15 protein-coding genes and 1 tRNA gene are annotated in these 19115 nt (G+C 60.0%); 7 read left to right on the top strand and 9 right to left on the bottom strand.

All coding sequences use genetic code 11. From position 1 onward, the window contains the following. From RA19_RS24030 to RA19_RS24010, 5 genes are all read right to left on the bottom strand, one after another. Positions 1–624 (bottom strand): hypothetical protein (locus tag RA19_RS24030; RefSeq protein WP_206540303.1); only part of this gene is annotated, 624 nt, incomplete at its 3' end. Between the two features lie 119 nt (positions 625–743). Next, positions 744–2087 carry an HlyD family type I secretion periplasmic adaptor subunit gene (locus RA19_RS24025; protein WP_039167916.1) on the bottom strand — a complete coding sequence of 448 codons (1344 nt, stop codon included), beginning with the start codon at positions 2085–2087 and terminating at the stop codon, positions 744–746. A 4-nt stretch (positions 2088–2091) separates the two neighbouring features. Beyond that, positions 2092–4212: a peptidase domain-containing ABC transporter gene (locus RA19_RS24020; RefSeq protein WP_039167914.1), complete on the bottom strand. Its 2121-nt coding sequence runs from the start codon at positions 4210–4212 to the stop codon at positions 2092–2094. Then, positions 4209–5864, bottom strand: a complete 1656-nt coding sequence (locus RA19_RS24015; protein WP_039167912.1) for an ATP-binding cassette domain-containing protein — start codon at positions 5862–5864, stop codon at positions 4209–4211. The genes RA19_RS24020 and RA19_RS24015 overlap by 4 nt, the downstream gene beginning before the upstream one ends. Before the next feature lie 340 nt (positions 5865–6204). Next, positions 6205–7149 (bottom strand): LysR family transcriptional regulator, encoded by a 945-nt coding sequence (locus RA19_RS24010; protein WP_052262033.1) that lies wholly within the window; start codon positions 7147–7149, stop codon positions 6205–6207. Between the two features lie 126 nt (positions 7150–7275). Between RA19_RS24010 and bla the strand changes: the two genes are divergently transcribed. Continuing rightward, positions 7276–8157 (top strand): class A beta-lactamase, encoded by an 882-nt coding sequence (bla, locus tag RA19_RS24005; protein WP_039167911.1) that lies wholly within the window; start codon positions 7276–7278, stop codon positions 8155–8157. Positions 8158–8387: 230 nt separating this feature from the next. Here the strand turns inward: bla and RA19_RS27805 are convergent, their stop codons facing one another. Next, positions 8388–8516, bottom strand: a complete 129-nt coding sequence (locus RA19_RS27805) for an FAD-linked oxidase C-terminal domain-containing protein (protein WP_152615866.1) — start codon at positions 8514–8516, stop codon at positions 8388–8390. Positions 8517–9302: 786 nt separating this feature from the next. Between RA19_RS27805 and RA19_RS23995 the strand changes: the two genes are divergently transcribed. From RA19_RS23995 to RA19_RS23985, 3 genes are all read left to right on the top strand, one after another. After that, entirely contained in the window at positions 9303–10220 is a 918-nt protein-coding gene (locus tag RA19_RS23995; RefSeq protein ID WP_039167927.1) for an MYG1 family protein, read from the top strand. A 50-nt stretch (positions 10221–10270) separates the two neighbouring features. Then, positions 10271–10918 (top strand): alpha/beta family hydrolase, encoded by a 648-nt coding sequence (locus tag RA19_RS23990; RefSeq protein ID WP_039167906.1) that lies wholly within the window; start codon positions 10271–10273, stop codon positions 10916–10918. Positions 10919–11064: 146 nt separating this feature from the next. Next, positions 11065–11541, top strand: coding sequence for a GNAT family N-acetyltransferase (locus RA19_RS23985; protein WP_039167905.1), 477 nt, complete (start codon positions 11065–11067; stop codon positions 11539–11541). Between the two features lie 158 nt (positions 11542–11699). Here the strand turns inward: RA19_RS23985 and RA19_RS23980 are convergent. Further along, positions 11700–11777, bottom strand: a tRNA-Arg gene (locus tag RA19_RS23980). A gap of 123 nt (positions 11778–11900) precedes the next feature. Then, positions 11901–12794, bottom strand: a complete 894-nt coding sequence (locus RA19_RS23975; protein WP_039167904.1) for a fatty acid desaturase — start codon at positions 12792–12794, stop codon at positions 11901–11903. A 94-nt stretch (positions 12795–12888) separates the two neighbouring features. Between RA19_RS23975 and RA19_RS23970 the strand changes: the two genes are divergently transcribed. Then, complete coding sequence (locus RA19_RS23970) at positions 12889–13797, top strand: LysR substrate-binding domain-containing protein (protein ID WP_039167902.1); 909 nt, start codon at positions 12889–12891, stop codon at positions 13795–13797. Positions 13798–13983: 186 nt separating this feature from the next. On the opposite strand, the gene RA19_RS23965 is transcribed toward RA19_RS23970, so the two are convergent. After that, positions 13984–16200, bottom strand: coding sequence for a methyl-accepting chemotaxis protein (locus RA19_RS23965; RefSeq protein WP_082020668.1), 2217 nt, complete (start codon positions 16198–16200; stop codon positions 13984–13986). A gap of 348 nt (positions 16201–16548) precedes the next feature. On the opposite strand from RA19_RS23965, the gene RA19_RS23960 reads away from it, so the two are divergent. Together RA19_RS23960 and RA19_RS23955 are read left to right on the top strand one after the other, a co-directional pair. After that, the gene (locus RA19_RS23960) at positions 16549–17487 is read left to right on the top strand and encodes a capsular polysaccharide export protein, LipB/KpsS family (RefSeq protein ID WP_241479142.1); all 939 of its coding nucleotides are present in this window, start codon (positions 16549–16551) and stop codon (positions 17485–17487) included. A 296-nt stretch (positions 17488–17783) separates the two neighbouring features. Beyond that, positions 17784–19097: a CDP-glycerol glycerophosphotransferase family protein gene (locus RA19_RS23955; protein ID WP_193748327.1), complete on the top strand. Its 1314-nt coding sequence runs from the start codon at positions 17784–17786 to the stop codon at positions 19095–19097. Positions 19098–19115: the final 18 nt, after the last annotated feature.

Below are 19115 nucleotides of genomic sequence, written 5' to 3'. Positions count from 1 at the left end.
GGACGTGCCGCCGCCGCCGCCAGCGGGCTCTTCTTCGGGCTCGGACGTGCCGCCGCCGCCAGCGGGCTCATCCTCGGGCTCGGATGTGCCGCCGCCATCGCCAGCGGGCTCGTCTTCTAGCTGGCCAGAACCGCCACGGCTGTTGTTCTGGGTTACGGGTGCCGCGATTTCATCAGTGTCAGAGGACGAATCCGGATTTTCGCTTGCAACAGACAATCCCTTTTCTTGTCCGGCTCCGATACCTGAACTGTCTGAAATCGGCGCTTCAATTTCATTCCCCTGATCGAAACCCTTATAATTTCCCTCTGAAGTCCGGGAGCCGCCGGGGCCTTGCTCCTCGCCGTCAACCGAGGCCTGCTTTTCAGGCGGCGATTGCTCACTGCTTTCGACAGAAGTGTTTTCGACAGCCTTTGCCCTTCCCTCAATGAACTTGTCTGCGAAAGCACGGACCTGCTCAGTGAAATACGCACGGAGAGCTCCAACGTTCACCGAAAAGCCTGATGTTTCCGCCACGGGTTGGAGATTAGGCTGATCGGGTGTCTGTTGACCCTTTGAACCGGGCCCGTGTTCTTCCTGAGCAGAAGAACCAGCGTTCTGACCTGAATTTATGTGGCTGTTGGCCATTCCTGCGCTCCGCAGCACGTCAATTATAGCGTGTTAAAAGTTATTTCATTTCCAGTGTAACAAACACTTAATGCGGGCGCGCGAAAGGTCGCTCTCCCCTTTGGGGATGGCGCCGGCTCTTACGCCTCAGTAAGGGCACGATCCCGCAAAACACGCAAAGGTTTGAAGAAATACTCCAGAACAGTTTTCCGACCTGTCTGGAGATCGGCAGTGACAGACATTCCAGGCCGCAATGGCAAGTCTGCAAAATTCTCGCCCCCCTGGGCAAGAAGTCTCAGCCTCACCCGGTAACGTGCTTCGCCCTTTTCATCCACACTACTGGAAGGGGAGACATGGGTAACCTCGGCAGGTATGCCCCCGAAACGTGCAAAGTCATAAGTCAGAACTTTGACCACCGCTTGGAGTCCTGGAGTGATGTCGCTGATCCTGTCGGCCGGGACAACCAGCTCCGCGAACATCTCACCCGCCACGGGGACCACCGTTGCGATAACCGCTCCAGCGGCAACGACCTGGCCCGGGTCCGCGACTGCCATATCCTGAACTCTGCCCGCAACCGGTGCCAGTATCTCTTCGCGGTCTATACGAGGGCTAAGGCGGGCAACCTCCTTGTCGAGGCCAGCAAGCTCTGAATTGATTTCAGCAAGCCTCTGAGCTGCGAGCTCCAGCCTTTCAGCTTCACGCTGGACCAAGGCCAATTCCGCTTGGTCAAGCTTGAGAGCCGCCGAGGCAGCTTCGCCGCGTGTCTCAGCTACTTCCCTGCGAATAGAGGCCAGTACGCGTTTATTGTCCTCCAGTGCGGCAGCACTTGCGCTGCCGCTTGCCGCAAGCTGTTCCATCCTTCTAAGTGACGCCTGTGCAAGCTGCGCCTGATGTTTCAGCTCGGCTAACTCACTGCGCGCAGTTTCCAGTTCCACTCTGGCAAGTTCGGCACGTGAAGCCAGCATGCGGGTTTCAGCAGAGGCAACACGTTCCTGCATGCTGAAAACATGGGACTGGTCCGCCCAGGGCCCGCCTGAATTCTCCAGGAAAGTCCCGCCTGAAAGCACTGCCTGCTGCCGGGTTGCCTCCGCATGCAGGGTCTCTTGGCGGGTATGAAGCCCTGCAAGCGCAGCTCTGGCTTCGTCCACATTTATCCGGACAAGAACCTGGCCTGCTTCCACTGTGTCACCTTCTCTCACCAGAACCTGCTCTACGACTCCTCCTTCCAAATGCTGCGCCGGGCGTGAGCCATCCAGTGGCAGAACCAGTCCTTCAGCCACAACCGTTTCATAAACTGGCGTCAAAGCGGCCCAAGCGATTGCTGCGGCAAAGGCACCTCCGATCCAGAAAATCAGAGAACGGGAGAGCCCATCGTCATGTGGTTCATCAAGAGGGCCGGCAATCGCCAGCCGGCGCTGCACGGGATCATTCTCAAGTTTTTTGTCACTGTACCGGCTTTTCCAGGGCAGAATGCGGTTTAGCATGTGCTCATCTTTCGGGTTTGCCAAAACCGGCCGCAATTCCGGACCGGAGTTTGAGTTCGAAGTCGGCCGCCCGCACATGGCTGGGGCGGTGTGTTGCCATCAGCACTGTCAGGCCGCCCCGCTGGCGGGTCAGCCAATTCATGAGAGCGGCTTCCAGTGCGGAATCCATCGCGTCTGCTGGATCATCCAGGAGCAGGACACCCGGTTCGCGCAAAACCGCCCGAACTACTGCAAGCGCCTGTGCGGTTCCGCGAGGGATCGTGGCCTGCCGCGCGGCGGTCAGGCGTGTTTGAAGGCCGTCAGGCAAGCTGGCAAGAAAGGAAGAGAGCCCAAAGACAGCACATAGTTCTTCCAATTCGCCGTCCGTCGCAGAGGGCTTACCCAGCCGCAGATTCTGCGCCACGGTGCCATGAATCAACGCTGGTGTCTCCGGAACATGTGCGACCAGGCCGCGCAAGGCACTTACCGGCAGCTGATGGCTGTTCACTCCGCCGATCAAAACTTGCCCTGCCCGGAGCGGGGACAGTCCGTTGATGCAGCGTAAAAGAGTGCTCTTTCCTGCCCCCGACGGGCCAGTCACAACTACAAAACTGCCAGCAGGAATCTTGCAAGAGATCCCGCTCAATGCATTTGTGGAAGAGCCCGGATAGCGGCTGACGGCGCGGCGGATTTCTATTGACCGGTCGACATCGAATTTGTGCGGCGCGGCTTTCTGTTCATGCTCGTCCGGGAGCTTCATAAGCGCGTCGATTTGCTTGATCTGGCTGCGGAAGTCCGACACACGGCTAAGGAGCTGATAGGCACTCTGAATAGGGGCCAGCACACGCCAGCTGATAACCATAGCAGCCAGAAGAGATCCGTTTGTTATCTGGCCTTTCATGACAAGCAGCGCACCCACTACTGCGATCAGCCCTCCAGCAACAGGAGTCGCGGAGGCCGCAACAGCATCAAGCATGCGCCGCAAAACGGCAGCCCGCTGCTGCGCATTGGCATTGGCGCGCCCAGCCCTGGCCACTGCCGCCAGCCAGTGATCCTCCTCGCCGTTTGCGTGAATTTGGCTAAGGCCGTGGCAGATTTCATGCACAAGTCCGTTATAGTGCGCCCGCGCCCTGCGGGCTTCACTGGATCGGGCTTTGAGCAAAGGGTAAGTCGCCCAGGCCAGAACGCTGCAAAACAGACAAACAGCCAACGGAATAAGTGCCAGCTGCCAGCTCCAGAAAGCGAGCCCCGCCAGCATCAAGACTGCAATTGGGATGTCAAAGCAAACTTCAAGTGCTGAACCTGTCAAAGCACTGGGTGTCGCTGCGAGCTGTCTGGCCCGCGCCCCTTGCGCCGCAATGCTGCTCTGACCAAGGCGGTCCATCGGCAAGGCCAGGATTTTGGCCAGAATTTCTGTAGTAGCCAGGTAGTCCAACCGGGCTGCGATACGCGCTGCAGTACGCGCACGGATACGCCGGAATGCAAGATCGCTCGCAATCACCATCGCAAGGCCAAGTCCGATTACCGACAGCGTATCCAGAGCTCCTGTCGGAATCACAACACTGTACATGCCGACAATGCCGAATGCTGAGGCTATCGAAATAGCCGCGATCGCCAGTTTGGTCAGCAGCAGGCGCAGGAACTCCCGTCTCATCGCTGATAGGCGTGATTTGAACCAGGAAGACGGCTGCTCAGCAAGCTCGTCAGGCCGGTGAAAGGTTACAAGTACGTCACCCGGCCTTGTAAAGGATGCCCTAAGTTCGCCGGAAACAGGATCCGCTGCGCGCTTCTGTTCAACATTTGAAGCGACGTAGGGGTATCCGGCTGCGTCAATCAGTAGAACCGGACCTGTTCCGGTTCGAAGCGCCTGAGAAGAGGTGACCGGGGTCTGCCGGGTTTCCACCCCCAGTCGATAGAAGGCGTTGCGCAAGTCCTCAATCGAAAATGCTCCAGGGAAGTGGGGCATCGAATGAAACAATCCTACGCCGGACTGCACCCAATCCAAAAGCTCAAGGCAGCGCAGGAATGCAGCCACCATTGGATCCTGAGTTCGCACACCCGGCAGCAACCCTTGCGCGATCGCTCCTTCGAATTGATCCAAGGCCTGATCGCGATAGAAGTCGGAACTTGCAGTGACTGAGTTCATGCACTTTGCGCCCTTTGAACGGAGTCTTCTGATGCAGAGACTTGCTCCAACCGGCCCCCACGCATAGTCAAAACACGATCGGCGAGCCGGAGGTATGACGGTCTTGCCGAAACAAGTATCAAGGCGAACTTGCCTTTGTGGGCTGCAAAATAATCCCTCAGCAAACCATCCGCCTCTGCATCAAGCCCGCCATTTGCCTCGTCAAAAATTATGATGTCCGGCTGCAGTGCCAGGGAGCGCACAATATGCAAGCGGCGGATGAGTGCTGTCGGCAAATGCTGTGATCCAGTTTGATCCAGCCGGGCGTTCATCCCATTAGGGTGTTCTGCAAATGACTTCTGCATGCCAAGATCAGAACAGATATTCAGAACCTCCTGGAGCCGGTCCGGATCACCCGCTGTCATTAACTCCAGAGCAGTACTGTCCGGCAGCCTGGCATGCTGCTGCAAAAGCTGCATGCGCTGCCCGATAAGGCGCGGATCGCAATCGCCAATCCGGCTGCGGTTCCAAAACACCTCGCCCTTGTCCGGCAGCAGCCGCCCTGTCAGAGCCTGCAGCAGGGTTGACTTCCCGCCGCCCGAAGGACCGGTAATCGCAACGGTCTCCCCAGCTGAAACATCAAGGGACACATTGTCCAGAAGTACCCTGCCTTCAGAGCAATACACGCAGAGGTCTTTTGCCTTCAGCGTCTCAAGAGGACCGGGAGTGTTTTCCCCCAGAACAGGCAGCGGCTGGGACAGAAACTTTTCGAGGCTTTTTTCTGCTGGACGCAACGCAAACCGGGCTTCCCGGGCAGTTTGAGCCCGCAGCAAGGGCTGGATTATCCTGCCTGAGAGCAAGATTGCTGCGGCCAGGGCGCCTGCAGTCATCTGATTGCTGACAACAGCATAAGTGCCGGCGGTGGCCATGAGAATTGGAACGGAACTTGCCGCAGTTTCAGTCAGAGCACGCCGAGTGCCTTTTGCGAGCGTTGTTTTCTCCCTAGTATTTGCAGCCCCAAGCGCCAGGGCTTCATGTCTCCGGGCCAAAAAGGGCTCCGCATGCATGCCCTTGATCGTTTCCAAGCTGTCAAAAGCCTCATTGACAAAGGCAGCGCTCCGCTTGGTCTTTTCAGATAGCTCCTGATTGGCTTTATCCATACGCCGCATACCTAACTGCGCAAGCATTACGACAGTCAGCGCTAAGCAAAGTACCCAGATCAAGTCGGACGCAATCAAAGCGAAGGCCGTTCCAAAAACAGCAGCAAAAGGAAGTGTGAAACGCGATTGGCGCGCTTCCGATGCAGACAGCGCACGGACACGTTCGATCGTGTCGAAGTGCCCCAGCGTTTCAACCGGATCGTGCGGCTCGGAAGCTGTCCGCCGCTTGAACAAAGTCAGATAAGCTAGACGATCAATGGCGTGGATTTCAAATTTTGCAGCTGAATTGGCAGCAACTGCTGCGGATGCAGCTCTAAGCACCGCTTCACCTAATGCGGCAGTCAGCAGAAACGCCAAAAGGACGGTTAAGGTGGCATATCCATTGTTCGGAATAACTCTGTCGAAGATCTGGATAATGACCAGCGGCAGCCCCAGAGCCAGAAGATGGGCAAGAAACGCCGCAAGCTCTAAAGACAGCGGGCGAGACACCTTAATTTCAGGCAGTTTCTGCATTTCTTCGAAGTCCGGCAGACGAGTAGGATCCTCGTTTTAGTCTGCACCGATGAATATTTCGTTTCGCGGAATGGTTGAAGCCCGGGAGGAAGGGCGGCGTAGTACACTTTGAAAAGGATGTTTTGTTGGTTTTTTGAGGAAAATGTAAAATCGAGACTTCAAAAGGTCTGCTTGGCAGCATCAAGAAGTGGGCAGCTCGCATCTGCAGCGAGATACTGCTTGCCGCTTGCTTCTGTTGAACGCCGTTTACGTGAACCTGGTTTCGCCGGCCGTCCGCATCGGATCGCCTCGGTAGTGCTTCAGACCGACCGTCGTTAATCTGACCGGTTCACAGCTGCCCTCAAGCCGTGGGAAGAGGAGCGGCTGGGTTGACAGTTCGTGTTTCTCCAGATCCTGCACGGGACATCGGCTTTGCCTCTCCTGTGCTGTGCCCGGAGAGCCATCGGGAAAATGTGTTCATCGTCCGCGTTGCCGGACGGTCTGACGGCCATGCAAGACAGTAGCACCCGGCGGAAAAGGTGACGCAGAAGGGTTGCGCCAGCCGGCCTTGGGCAATTGCACTCTCGAACATGGCGACCGGTAGCAACGCCACGCCTGCACCCGAGGCGGCCAGTTCCCCGAGCGCCACCGAACTGTCAAAGACTGGGCCCGTGACCGGAGGGCAGGGCGTGCCCGCTGCTTCGAACCAGCCCGGCCATTCGGCGCTGCGGTAGCTGCGCAGCAGCGTCACCTGACCAAGGTCTGATGGATGCTGCAGGCGGGCCGCCAGTTCAGGCGCGCAGAGCGGGGCCAAAGGCGCCTCCATCAGTGGGATTGCGTCATGGCCGGTCCAGCCGCCGGTGCCGAAGCGGATTGCCATGTCCAGTCCCTCGCGCAGGATTTCCACCCGGTTGTTGTTGGTTGAAATCCGCAGGTCGATCTCCGGATGCGCCTGCCGGAAGGCTTGGAGCCTCGGCATCAGCCAGCCGAGTGCAAAGGTCGTGTTCACGCCGACCTTCAGAACTTCCACGTCGCGCTGCCCGCCAAGGCGGCCGAGCACCCGCGCCATGGCATCGAACCCATGTTCAAGCACCGGGAAAAGCCGTTGCCCTTCGTCGGTCGGCACCAGTCCCTGAGAGGTGCGCCGGAACAGGGTGACTCCCAGCAAGTCCTCCAGACGCGCAACTTGATGGCTGACTGCGGCCTGGGTCACGCGCAGCTCGACGGCGGCCTTCGTGAAACTGCCCTGCCTCATGGCAACCTCGAATACGCGCAAGGCGTTCAACGGCAGGTCGGGACGATCCATGGCAATACCTCAGCTAATGGCGGGCGATAAGATTTGTCGTTTGTAGCGCTGGATCGAGCTGAAATATACCAAGTGCATGACATCAATTGATGTCGTCTCAGGTTCATATCCGGAAAGGAACATCTCATGCGGTTCACCGCTTCCGTCCTGTCGCGCGCTGCGGCAGGGCTCGCTCTTGGCCTGTCTCTGGCCACCATGTCCGCCGCCGAAACGCGCCTTGAGGCGCTGGCTGAAACCGTGTCGCAAGTTGAGCAGAGGCTTGGCGGGCGTGTCGGCCTGTCGATCAAAGAGGTCGATGGGCCGACGTCCTGGTCGCACCGGGAAGATGAACGTTTTCTGATGAACAGCACCGTGAAGACGCCGGTTTGCGGGGCTGTTCTCGCGCAGCGTGATGCGGGGGCTCTGACGCTTTCCGACGCGCTGCCGGTGCGGGAGGCAGATTTGCAGTCCTATGCGCCGGTCACCAAATCACGGGTTGGCGAGGAGATGACGATCGGCGCGCTGTGCCTTGCCGCCCTCGACATGAGCGACAACACCGCGACCAACATTCTGATCGACCATCTAGGCGGTCCGCAGGCAGTCACGCAATTCTTCCTCAGCATCGGCGACCCGATCAGCCGTCTGGACCGGCCTGAGCCCGATCTGAACACCTTCGCCCCCGGCGATCCGCGCGACACCACGACCCCGGCGGCGATGGCCGCCACGCTGGAAAAGCTGCTGCTGGGACACGCGCTGACCGCGGCATCGCGCGACCTGCTGACGGACTGGATGAGCCATGGCGGGGTGACGGGCAACCTGCTGCGCGCTGACGCGCCTGCGGGCTGGCAGGTCTTTGACAAGTCAGGCAGCGGCAGCCACACCCGCAACATCATTGCAATGGTCACGACCGACAAAGGGGCACCGTGGATCACTACTATCTTCCTGTCGGACGTAGATGCGGACTTCGACACGCGCAACGCTGCCCTTCAGGAACTTGGCAGTGCAGTCATGGCAGTGATCCGGGACTGAAGATGCTCGGGCCGGGGTGCGGAAATTTGAGCGGATACATGCTTGATCGTTGCAGGATTAGGCAGTTTTGGAAGCTGGGGGCATAGCTGCAAAACTAAGTGAAATCAGCCTCCGGCAAACCCGGCGCGGTTCACAGCAATCCTCTGGAGGCTATCAGTCCCGGTCTTGCAAATGGTCTGCGTGCCCTGCGGATTAGGACACGCAATCCGATAGAGGCTGCCATGCTCCTCCTATTGGCTATCTGCGCGGCCACTAACCACTTTCCCGGGGTTCATGACACTTAGAGGATCAAATGTCTTCTTCAATGCGGTCATGAATTGCCGTTTGACCGGGTCTCCATAATCTTGATCGAGCGGCAGCTTGTCCTGCCCAAGGCCTTACTCTGCGCTGAACGACCCATCAAGTTTGGCAACAGGATCATAGATGCTAGGAGAAACCTCAGCGCTCACTTCTTTGAGAAAGGCTGGAGCTTTGAGACCTTTAGGGGCAAGGACATTGAAATGTCCTTGCCATCTCCCCAATGCCCATATCTGGTTTGGCCGGGCAAACGTTTGTGCCGAACGTGTGAAGAACAAAAAGTGGCTGCCGGGGCAAACAGTCCAACAGGTTCTTGGAACCTCCATGATGATGGGCGCGGTGTTGGAGCATGGCAACAAGGCGCGCCCTCACAGGCTCTATAGAAATGATCAGGAAGCGGCTGCCGACATTGGCTTTTCTGTTTGCCGGGCGGGCACTGGTGCCGTGATCGAGGCTCTCGACACTAGCCGCCGCAGATCTTCGGCGACTGCGGTTCAAGCCGGGCCGCTTGCAAAGTATGGTACCCTGTTCGATTGGCTGGGCCGCCGCTGCAACGCAATTGATCCAGGTCAGGCAGGGGACCTCGCCGGGATCCGTTTTAGAGGGCGCCCAAAGGGCGCCTTTTCCGTATCCGGGCCTTGAGGGGACGGCCGGGCGCAGCTTCTGCAAGAGCTTCCTGCTGAACAAGGGAGGAAAGCGGGCCTCCAGGCGGCCGGTGCGGCAATTTGCGGCCCGGGCTTGCTTCGGCTGGATACGGCCTTTGGTACTGGTTGCTCCGGCATTGCACGCAGGGTATGCCGTTGCAGGGCGGCTGCGGCCAGGCCGCGTGTTTTATGTCCGGGGACCTCATGACCATCCAGCATCTTGTCACCCATTCCGGGGGCTTCCATGCCGACGAACTGCTGTCGTCGGTGATCCTCACCCGCCTGTTTCCCGAGGCGCAGCTGATCCGCAGCCGGGAGGCGGAGTGGATCACGCCGGATGCAAGCCGGATCATCTATGATGTCGGCCGCGACTATGATGCCGACGCACAGGTTTTCGACCATCATCAGCGGCCGAACCCGCTTCGGGAGGACGGCCAGCCCTACAGTTCATTCGGGCTGATCTGGAAGCACTTCGGCCGGGACTATCTGCGCGCGCTGTCGGTGCCGGATCAGGATCTGGACGATGTGCATGGCAGCCTTGACCGCAGTTTCGTTCTGCCCATTGACCTGATGGACAACGGCGCGCTGGAGCCTTCTGCCGCGGGCCCTCTGGCGGGGATGACGCTGCCGGTGCTGCTGGAAAGCCTGAAGCCGGCTTTTGACAACCGCAGCCCCGGTGCTGACGACGATGCCTTCGCGGCAGCCCTGCCTGTGGCGCGGAGTTTTGTTGAGGCTGCCGTGCGGGGCAAGGCCGCCAAGCGCCGCGCCGAGGCGCTGGTCATGGCTGCCATCAAAACCGCCGGCAGCGGGCGGGTTCTGGAACTGCCGATGGGGATGCCGTTCCGGGCCGCCATCGAAAAGGCGGGCGCGGACCAGCTGTTATTCGTGATCAACCCGCGCGGCACCGATTGGGCGCTGACCACGATCCGCAAGAGCGGCGACACTTTCGAAAGCCGCGCCGATCTGCCGGCTGCCTGGGCGGGGCTGACGGATGAAGCGCTGGAGCAGGCCACGGGCGTGACGGGCGCGAAGTTCTGCCACAACGCCCGCTTCATCGCCGTTGCTGCGACCCGCGATGCCATCGTAGAAATGGCGGAGCTGGCTGTGCAGGGCTGCAGCTGAGACGGGAGCGGGCGGCATGCCGCCCGTGCCGGAGCGCGGGAGGGTGATCCTTGGCAGAGCTTGAGTTCCTTCTGAACGGCAATGCGGACGGTCGGGGCCGTCCGGTGCTGCTGCTGGCGCATGGCGCCGGTGCGGCGATGGACACGCCGTTCATGACTGCAATCGCCGAAGGCCTTGCCGCACAGGGGTTCCGGGTTGCGCGGTTCGAGTTTGCCTATATGGCCGCGCGCCGCAGCGGCGGCCCGAAACGGCCGCCGCCGAAGGTTGAGCAGCTGCAGGAAGAATTCCGGGCGGCAATCAGCCAGCTGGCCTGCGACGGCCCGCTGGTCATCGGCGGCAAGTCCATGGGCGGGCGGGTGGCCAGCCTGATTGCTGATGACCTCTTTACGGCAGGGAAGGTCGGCGGCCTGCTGTGCCTGGGCTATCCGTTTCACCCCGTGGGCAAGCCGGAGCGGCTGCGGACCGGGCATTTGCAGGGATTGCAGACCCCGGCGCTGATCTGCCAGGGCACCCGCGACCCGTTTGGCACATTGCAGGAGGTGGAGAGCTATGGGCTTTCGCCGGCGGTCCGGCTGCACTGGCTTCAGGACGGCAACCACGATCTGGCTCCGCGGAAAACGGTGACGGGATTTGATCAGGCGCACAATCTGCAGCTTGCCTGCGATGCGATTGCCCATTGGGCAGCGGAAGCGCTGTAGCCTGATTTGCAGGCATTGCAGGTCTCCCTGCGGCGGCGGCACCTGACGCAGCTTGACATTGAAATATGCGCTGCCAATGCTCGGCACCTGAATGCCGGGCGCGGCCAAGGCGCCCGCGCCAGCTTGATGCCGGAGGTGCAAGGCCCATGCAAAAATTTGATATCAGCCCGGCCAGCCCGGGCGAGCCGGATGCGGTTGCGCTGATCCACCGTCATCTGTCGCAGATGGCGGCGCAATCGCCCGAAGAGAGCTGCCACGCGTTGGACGGCAGCGGGCTTGAAGGGCCGGACGTCGAGTTCTTTCTTCTGCGCCAGAACGGCAAGGCGATTGCAATGGGGGCGCTGAAGACCCTGGACGGCGGTGCGCGGGAGCTTAAGTCGATGCATACGCTGACCGAAGCCCGCGGCAGCGGGGCAGGGCGGGCGATGCTTGATTTCCTGCTGCAGCGCGCCCGCAGCCAGGGTGCATCCGGCATCTACCTGGAAACCGGTTCGACCGATGATTTCCTGCCGTCGCGCAGGCTGTATGGATCGCTTGGGTTTGTCGAATGCGCACCGTTTTCGGACTATGCCGAAGATCCCTGGTCCGTCTTTATGCATCTGGACCTGCGCAGCGCGGCCTGACCCACGGCGCGGGCCTGCCATGGCGGGCTGCAATCGGATTGCTGGCTTAGCGGGGCAGAGCGGCACCTGCTACGCAGTGCGCCCGCCTTTGCGGGCATGGGCGTTAGGACTGGTTGCTCGCAAATTGCCAGTACAAATTGCCTGTGTTGTGAAAGGCTTGGCGAGCCGTGGAGGACTCGAACCCCCGACCTGAGAATTAGAAGTTCCCTGCTCTAATCCAGCTGAGCTAACGGCCCGCACTTGCTTTGGCTGTATCAGTCAAATCCCATGGCTTGTCAACTTGGTAGAACCGCGGTCAGGCCGCGTGGCGGGGACGGCCGCCGCGCCGTTGCGCATCCGGCCGGGGCAGCCACGGCTGCTCAGCCTGAGAGGTGGCGTGCGTAGTCCGTGTTGAACGATGTGTAGCCATCCGCCGTGACGGCCAGATGCGGTTCCATAAGCTTGTGCAGGTCGGGCAGCTTGTGGAACGGGACGGATGGATAGCTGTGATGCTCGGTGTGGAAGGGCATGTTCCAGGCAATTGCGCGCACCAGCCTGTTTGTGAAGGTCGTGCGGGTGTTTTCGAACATGTTTGCCACAAAGGCGCAGCGCCCATGCTCCGCCAGCAGGTAGAGGCGCAGGAAAGGCTGGCCGAGCAGTAACGGAAGCAGCCACACATAGAGCAGAACCAGTGTTTGCAGCCACAGGGACACAGCAAGTAGCGCCGCATAGAGAAGCAGGTAGACGCGGGCTTCGCTGGCGGTCTTGCTCCGCCGTGCCTGCGGGACAAAATCATCGCTGCAGCGCCCTGCGGCGTTGCCTAGCAGCGTTCTGCCGTGGCTGATCCAAACCGGGATGCCTGAGATGTGGCGCAGGTATCCGGCCCAGCTTTCGGGTTTTGCCTCGGCGAGTTCCGGATCCTTTCCGGGGATTTGCGTGTACCGGTGGTGGGCAAAGTGGAAATAGCGGAACCAGGTTGCCGGCAGGAACAGAATGAACCCGCAGAGATGCCCGGCCGCTTCGTTGATCCAGCCTGTCTTAAACGGGGTTTTATGGCTGGTCTCATGCAGCAGTGTGAACAGGAAGACCAGCAGGATCCCCTGGACCAGCATGACGAGCTGCCAGAGCGGGACACCCCGGATGATCAGCGCGGCGCACAGGCAGATCGCACCCAAATGACCGGCAAGATGCCGCAGGCCTTTTGCGTCGCTGCGTTCATTGAGCGTGTCCCGCTGCTCGGTGCTGAGAGACGCAAGGAATGTTTTGTGATCCACGGAATGTACCTCCTCTCTTTGGAGGTAATCGAAAAGCTGCCGTTTCCATAGAATGAAAAATTGACTGATACTTAAGGTGAGCTTACCGATAACTATGGCGTATCACTTCTCTTTGCGGGCATTGGAAGCCTTTGAAGCCGCGGCGCGGCGCGGCAGTTTTGCGCTGGCGGCGGAGGAGCTGGGGATTTCGCCCGCGGCCGTCAGCCAGCTGATCCGCGGGCTGGAGGACCAAGCCGGGCGGCAGCTGTTTGAGCGGGTGAAACGCGGCATCCGGCTGAGCGAGGCCGGCCGCGATGCTTTTCCCAGGCTGCAGGCCGCCTTCCACGACATCCGCGAAACATCGGAAATGCTGCAGCGGCGGGTGACGCCCTCAAGGATTGTGATTTCGGTGCCGCCATCGGTCGCGACGGCGTGGCTTCCCGGCAAGCTGAGCGGTTTCCTGAAGGAAGAGCGGGATCTGAGCCTGCGGGTGCGGGAAGATCACGATCCGGTTGACCTGGAGGCGGAGCGGGTTGATCTGCGGCTCTCTTACGGCCCGTTTCCGCATCCCTCGGCAGAGATTGTGTCCCGGCTGCAGGACCGTGTCATCGCAGTGTGCGCACCGGGGTATCTTGAGAACGGCGAATTGAGCGCCGCGCAGATGCGCAAATCCGGCTGCCGTTTCATCTCGACCGACTGGGGAGCCAAGGCGGCGCGGTTTCCGTCCTGGTCCGATTTTCTGGGAGAGGAAGCCAGCCTGCCCGGGCATACAGTGTCGTCGTCGCATGCGGCGGTGTCGCTGGCCTGCGAAGGCTTGGGAGTTGCCCTGGTGCAATCGCTCTTTGCTGCCGGGCATCTGCGCGAAAACCGGCTGGTGATGGCCGGTTCAAGGAGCCTGGGTCTGGCACAGCCTTATTGCCTGTCGGCACGTAAAGCCAGTTTGCAGCGCCCCGTACTGCAGCGGCTTGCGGAGCATATCAGCAAACAGATGCAACGCGATCTTGCGGAACCGGCACCCGTTTGAACTCCGGCACCCGGGCTGCACTGCGGTTCGCGGGCAGACCCTGGCCCGGGTCCAGCCCTTTTCAATGCCTTCCGCCCGGCTGGTTCTTTCTAAAGCGCAGCGCCTTCCATGCGTCCCGTCTTTTCCGTGGAAACTGACGGGGGCAGGTGGAAGGCGCTGTGCTGAAGCCGGTTCAGGCCGCCTGGTTCAGGCTGCGGCGTTGTCCGAGCCGAAGTCATCATCCCAGGCTTCGTCGGCGTCAAAATCGATGGCGGCTCCAGGGGATGTGCCGGACGCATGACCTGGCATCGCGGTCTGACCCGCGGCCGCCTGGCCGAAAGTGAACTGCTGGACCAGTTCGCGAAGCTCCTGTGCCTGTTCCGACAGCGAGGTGGTGGCTGCAGTGGTTTCTTCGGCCATGGCCGCGTTCTGCTGCGCCATCATTTCCAGCTCGTTGACCGCGGTGTTGACGTCGCCCATCTGCGATGACTGCTCTTTCATATTGCCCGCGATGTCCACGACCAGGCTGGAGATCTCGTTCACCTGTTCGCTGACGGTGGCCATGGCCTGGCCGGCCTGGTCAACCAGGGCGGCGCCGTTCTTGACCTGCTCGGAGCTGCGTGCGGTCAGCTCGTCGATTTGCTGAACCGCGTCGGCGCAGCGCTGCGCCAGCATCCGCACTTCGCTGGCGACAACCGCAAACCCGCGGCCCGCTTCGCCGGCCCGGGCGGCCTCGACACCGGCGTTCAGCGCCAGCAGGTTGGTCTGGAAGGCAATGTCCTGGATCACTTTGGTGATCTGCGAGATCTCCTGCGAGGATTCCTGCAGCTTGTCCATTGCGGAAATGGTGTTCTTCATCACGTCGTCGCAGGAGCGCACGCCCTCCTGCGCTGTGCTGGCCAGCTGTTCCGCGGTGCCTGCGTTCTCAGCGGATTGCTGCACATTTGCGGTCAGTTCGCTGATTGCGTGGGTGGTTTTTTCAAGCGTTGCCGATTCCGCTTCGGTGCGGTGGGCAAGGTCCATTGAGGCTTCGGCGATGGACTTGGTGCTTTCGTCCACACTGCTTGTCAGTTCGCCGATGTTGGCGATTGCCGCACTCAGCGCCTTGAGGGATTCGTTCATATCCATCCGGATTGATTTGAACTCTTCCGGGAAAAACTCGTCGATCGGCTTGTTCAGGCACTTGTTCTGGAGATCTGTCAGGGCCTCGCCGATGCGGCGGGTGACGGTGATGATTTCTTCCCGGCGTTCTTTTTCCTCCTGGACGCGCTCCTCTTGCCGCCGCTGCGTCACGGCGCGCAAGTCGACAACATTGCGCGCCACCGCCCCGATTTCATCACGGCGGCTTTCCCCGGGCACGTGAACCTCGGTTTCGCCGCTGCCCAGTTTCTTCAGCGCCATGTTCAGAACCGCAAGGCCCTTGGTCATGTTGCGGGCGATCATCAGGCTGAGCGCCACGACCGCCGCCAGAAGCACGCCGGTGAAGACCGCCATCTCGGTGAGCAGGAACTTGTTGTGCGCATCAAAGGCTTCCATGTCCCGCTCCAGATGCTCGATCAGGAGGTTCTCCTTTTTCTGCAGCACTTTCAGTGCGCTGGTTGCGGCCGCGAACCATTGTTCCGGGGTCATTTCCGTTTTGGCGCCGCCGCTGAGGATGGCTTTGCGGATGTCCTCGAACTTTTGCATTTCCGGGGTCCTGAACAGGCCCTCCAGGGCCTGGCGGTCCTCGTTGGTCGCAAAGTCCATGAACGTGGACAGGCGTTCCTTGAACAGCTCATGCTGCGCGACAAAGGCTTCGCGGTCTTCGGGTTTCCACCCATGGGTAAAGCCAACAGCGCCTGCAGCGCGTTCCAGGCCTGCGGCATCGATTGCGCGCATGAAGAAGGACAGCGCCACCGCCTCTTGCGAAATCACCGGATCGTCGATGGATTGCGCCAGGGCAAGCCCCGTTTGGATGAGCGCCTTGTTCAGGTTGGTGTAGTAAGCCAGCATCCGCTTCAGGGGGACGGTGTGGCCGTCAATCTGCTTGCGGATGTCCTTTTTCTTCGCCAGCTCCTCGCGGGCGAACTGGATTGCCTGCACAGCTTCGGACGGCAGGAGGGATTTGTCGATCCGGCTGATTTCGTCCAGGTAGGCGTCCATCGCAGTGTTGTTCTGCGTCCGGACCTGGGTCAGTTTTTCGGGAACCCGGCTGGCGGAGCTTTCGAGGTATCCGGCGCTCAGCCCGCGTTCGAGCTGAAGCTTGTGGACCAGTTCGCTCATATGCTCGAGCACTTCGCCGGCCTCAGTGGTGTTGACTTGGGCGTTCTTGTAGAGCCCAAGCAGGGTTTGCCCCATGAACCACAGGGAAAGCATCAGAGGCGCAGCGACCAGAATGGCGATCTTTGCTCTGACGGGGAGGTGCCCCAAAAACTGCATCCTCATTTTCCGAATCCTTGCTAAAAATCCTGATAAGTGAATGCAGCGTAAAAGAGACGTGTTAATAATCGGCTACTTGCCAGCCAAAGGCCGTCTACCCGGCTGAAGGGTGTTTTGTTTTTCTTATATATTTTAATATCTTAACGGGCACTGAGGCGAGGCCGCAGTATCTGTTGCGATGGCTTGACGATGCGGCTGTCCGTCCGGGGGCGCCGCTTAGCCGTTTGCATTTATTGCCGGGGAGTCCCCGCTGTGGTTACCTGCAGCCAAAGACAGCGGAACTGGAACAATCCGGCGGGGAAAACAGGGGTGGCGGGAAAAGGCAGTTTCCGGAAGCTGAATTCGTTGGGCCAATTGCTGACTGGCAAAACGCCTTTGATCGTGCATGCCACTGAGAGCTGGTATGAAAAGCTCCGGCTTGGGGAAATCGACTTTTTCGAAAAAATTGCCGCCAGCGCGCTGGACCGCGGCCACAAGCCGTTGCTGGTGCATGCGGGGAGCCTGAATTCGAGGCTGGCCTTGGCGATGGATCACAAGCACATCGCCGTTGGAATGCGCAAGGCGCAGGGGCCGGGCATACTGCATGCCCATACCAGTTACTTATGGGGGTTCTGGTATCTGGACCCCAAGGGATACTACTGGTCCTCCTCATTGGTGGATGCGCAGTTCGACCCCGGCGCCGTGGATGCGGCAGAGGCCGAGTACTTCTTCAATGGCGTGAGCGGATATATGAAGCGCGAGAATGTCTCGAAGCTGCCGCAGCCGGAGCGCGGGACAGCCAGGCTGGAGCCCGCTGCCGCGGCCGTGTTTTTGCAGGAAATCGACAACTTCAAGACACCGGTCCACTATCTGGATTCGCTGGAGATGATCCGCAACACGGCTTTGGCGGCCAGGGGGCGTGTCTATGTCAAACTCCACCCCGCGCAGGCCGAGCACACCAAGAGCCAAGTGCTTCAGCTGTGTTCGGATTTGCCCAACGCTGTAGTGACGGATGCAAATGTTCATGACCTGATCGAAGCCGCGGCGGTCATTGTCTCGCAGAACTCAGCGGTTGGGTTCGAAGCCTTGATGCACAGGAAACCCGTTATCACCTGCGGCCGGACCGACTACCACCACGCGACCCTGGCGGCCTGTACCGCGGCAGACCTGCAGCATTGTGTACAGAACGCGCCCCGGCTGCTGCGGGATTTCCCCTATGCGCGCTATTTCTACTGGTTCCTTGGCGAGAACATGCTGGAGCCGCAGAAGGATGAGTTCCTGGACAGGGCCTGGGCCCGGATTTCCGCGCTTTAAAGACTGCCATCGTGCGCCCAGGGCCGGCGCCTTGGCCATTGCGGCGGGTTTCGGGCTTTCGGCCGATTCCAGCCGGCTACACGTCAGAGGGGAATTCTGGACAGTTTCAGTTGCGTGAATATTAGGTTAATCCAGCTTCATCGGATAGTCGATAAAATCTTGTAAAGTAACAGTAAAAGTGATTGTGAAGCGGGAAAAGGCGAGGCAGTTGCTTTCTTGGGGTGCGGGCATTGTAACGGATTTATGAAGGCCTTATGTTCTGCAAAAAATTGCAGTCAGCCGAAGGTGGCCTGTTCGTGGTCGTGAAGAAAAATCCTAAAAAAAGGGCCGCTCCGAACGGCACCGCGCTGTTCTTTATGGCTGAATGCTCCAAGCGGGCGCCCAAGCGCAATATTGTCGTGCTTTCGCCGGGCTCGTTCAGCGGCAACAGCAAATACATCTATAGCCATCTGCATGAGGTGCTTGCAGCGCAGGGCCTGCTCGACCGGCTGTTCTGGGTCACTTTCAGCCCCAAGGATGCGGCCATTCTTGCCGCCGCAGGCGTCCGGGTGCATCACGCCGCGAACAATGGCCCGACTGCGCAGCTGTTTTCTGAAACCGCGGTTGTCTTCGTTTCGACCCACCACACGCCGCGCGAAGATTTCTGCATGATGCAGGCGGCGCTGTCGCATGCGGTCAAGGTTCAGATGTGGCACGGCCTGCCGGCCAAACGCGTCGCCTATGAGGTTGCGTCCAACAAGAAGACGGCAGGCGCTTACGCCTATTTTGCCTTCGACTGCTTGTCTGCCGATTATTACGTGGCCGACTCCCGGTATGTTGCGGATAAGCGCCGCGAGGCCTTCCCAGCCGCGGAGATCCTGATCAACAGCACACCGCGGATCGATATGCTGGTGCCGGGGGCCGAGCCGCCGAGGTTCTGGAAACTTGGCGTCGACAGCGACCTGCTGGACAAGATGCAGTCGGTGCGTTCGAAGGGCGGCAAAGTTGCGCTTTATGCGCCGACCTACCGGGAAGGCAGACAGAAAAAGGTGTCTTTCTTCCGAGAGTTCCGTGAACTGGTCGCCAGCGCCGCAGCTTCGCCGGAAACCTTTCTGCTGATCAAGAACCATCCGGTTTCGCACGATCAGGAGAAACTGGAAGAAATCGTGGCCGAAATGGAGCCCGTCAACGTCGGCTTTATCGAGCGCGGCCACGACGTGTACCCCTATCTGCGCGAAACCGACGTGCTGATCACGGATTATTCGTCGATCTATTACGACTTCCTGGTCACCGGACGGCAAGTGATCTTTTTCCGCCCCGACTTCGAAGAATACCTCATGACCCGGCGCATCCACGACGAGCAGGAATCCGGGGCGCTGCTGGGCTTCCATCCGGTCACCGGCGAGGACTGCGTGGCGGCCATTCATGCTGAGGAGCCCGCGGAGTACGGAGAGAACAGGCTGGCGCTCAAGAAGAAGATGTTTGCCCGCACCGACGGCCGTGCTTCCCGCGATCTGGTTGCCAAAGTGTTCAGGAAAACCGGTTCGCCGGTGCTGGCCTTCGCGTCTCCGTTCCCGGTTATGCACCATGCCCGGCGGGTTGCCTCCTGGCTCCGCCGCCGCATCGCTTAACGCTGCCGCAGGAGAGTT

Source organism: Leisingera sp. ANG-M1, assembly GCF_000813745.1.
Lineage (GTDB): Bacteria > Pseudomonadota > Alphaproteobacteria > Rhodobacterales > Rhodobacteraceae > Leisingera.
Note: the sequence above shows the minus strand (reverse complement) of the source record. Positions and strands in the feature narration are given on the sequence as shown.

Bases quoted from the DNA above. Each gene is read 5' to 3' on its own strand.
- RA19_RS24025 (WP_039167916.1), bottom strand. From the start codon at position 2,087: ATGCTAAACCGCATTCTGCCCTGGAAAAGCCGGTACAGTGACAAAAAA.
- RA19_RS24020 (WP_039167914.1), bottom strand. From the start codon at position 4,212: ATGAACTCAGTCACTGCAAGTTCCGACTTCTATCGCGATCAGGCCTTG.
- RA19_RS24015 (WP_039167912.1), bottom strand. From the start codon at position 5,864: ATGCAGAAACTGCCTGAAATTAAGGTGTCTCGCCCGCTGTCTTTAGAG.
- RA19_RS24010 (WP_052262033.1), bottom strand. From the start codon at position 7,149: ATGGATCGTCCCGACCTGCCGTTGAACGCCTTGCGCGTATTCGAGGTT.
- bla (WP_039167911.1), top strand. From the start codon at position 7,276: ATGCGGTTCACCGCTTCCGTCCTGTCGCGCGCTGCGGCAGGGCTCGCT.
- RA19_RS23995 (WP_039167927.1), top strand. From the start codon at position 9,303: ATGACCATCCAGCATCTTGTCACCCATTCCGGGGGCTTCCATGCCGAC.
- RA19_RS23985 (WP_039167905.1), top strand. From the start codon at position 11,065: ATGCAAAAATTTGATATCAGCCCGGCCAGCCCGGGCGAGCCGGATGCG.
- RA19_RS23970 (WP_039167902.1), top strand. From the start codon at position 12,889: ATGGCGTATCACTTCTCTTTGCGGGCATTGGAAGCCTTTGAAGCCGCG.
- RA19_RS23965 (WP_082020668.1), bottom strand. From the start codon at position 16,200: ATGAGGATGCAGTTTTTGGGGCACCTCCCCGTCAGAGCAAAGATCGCC.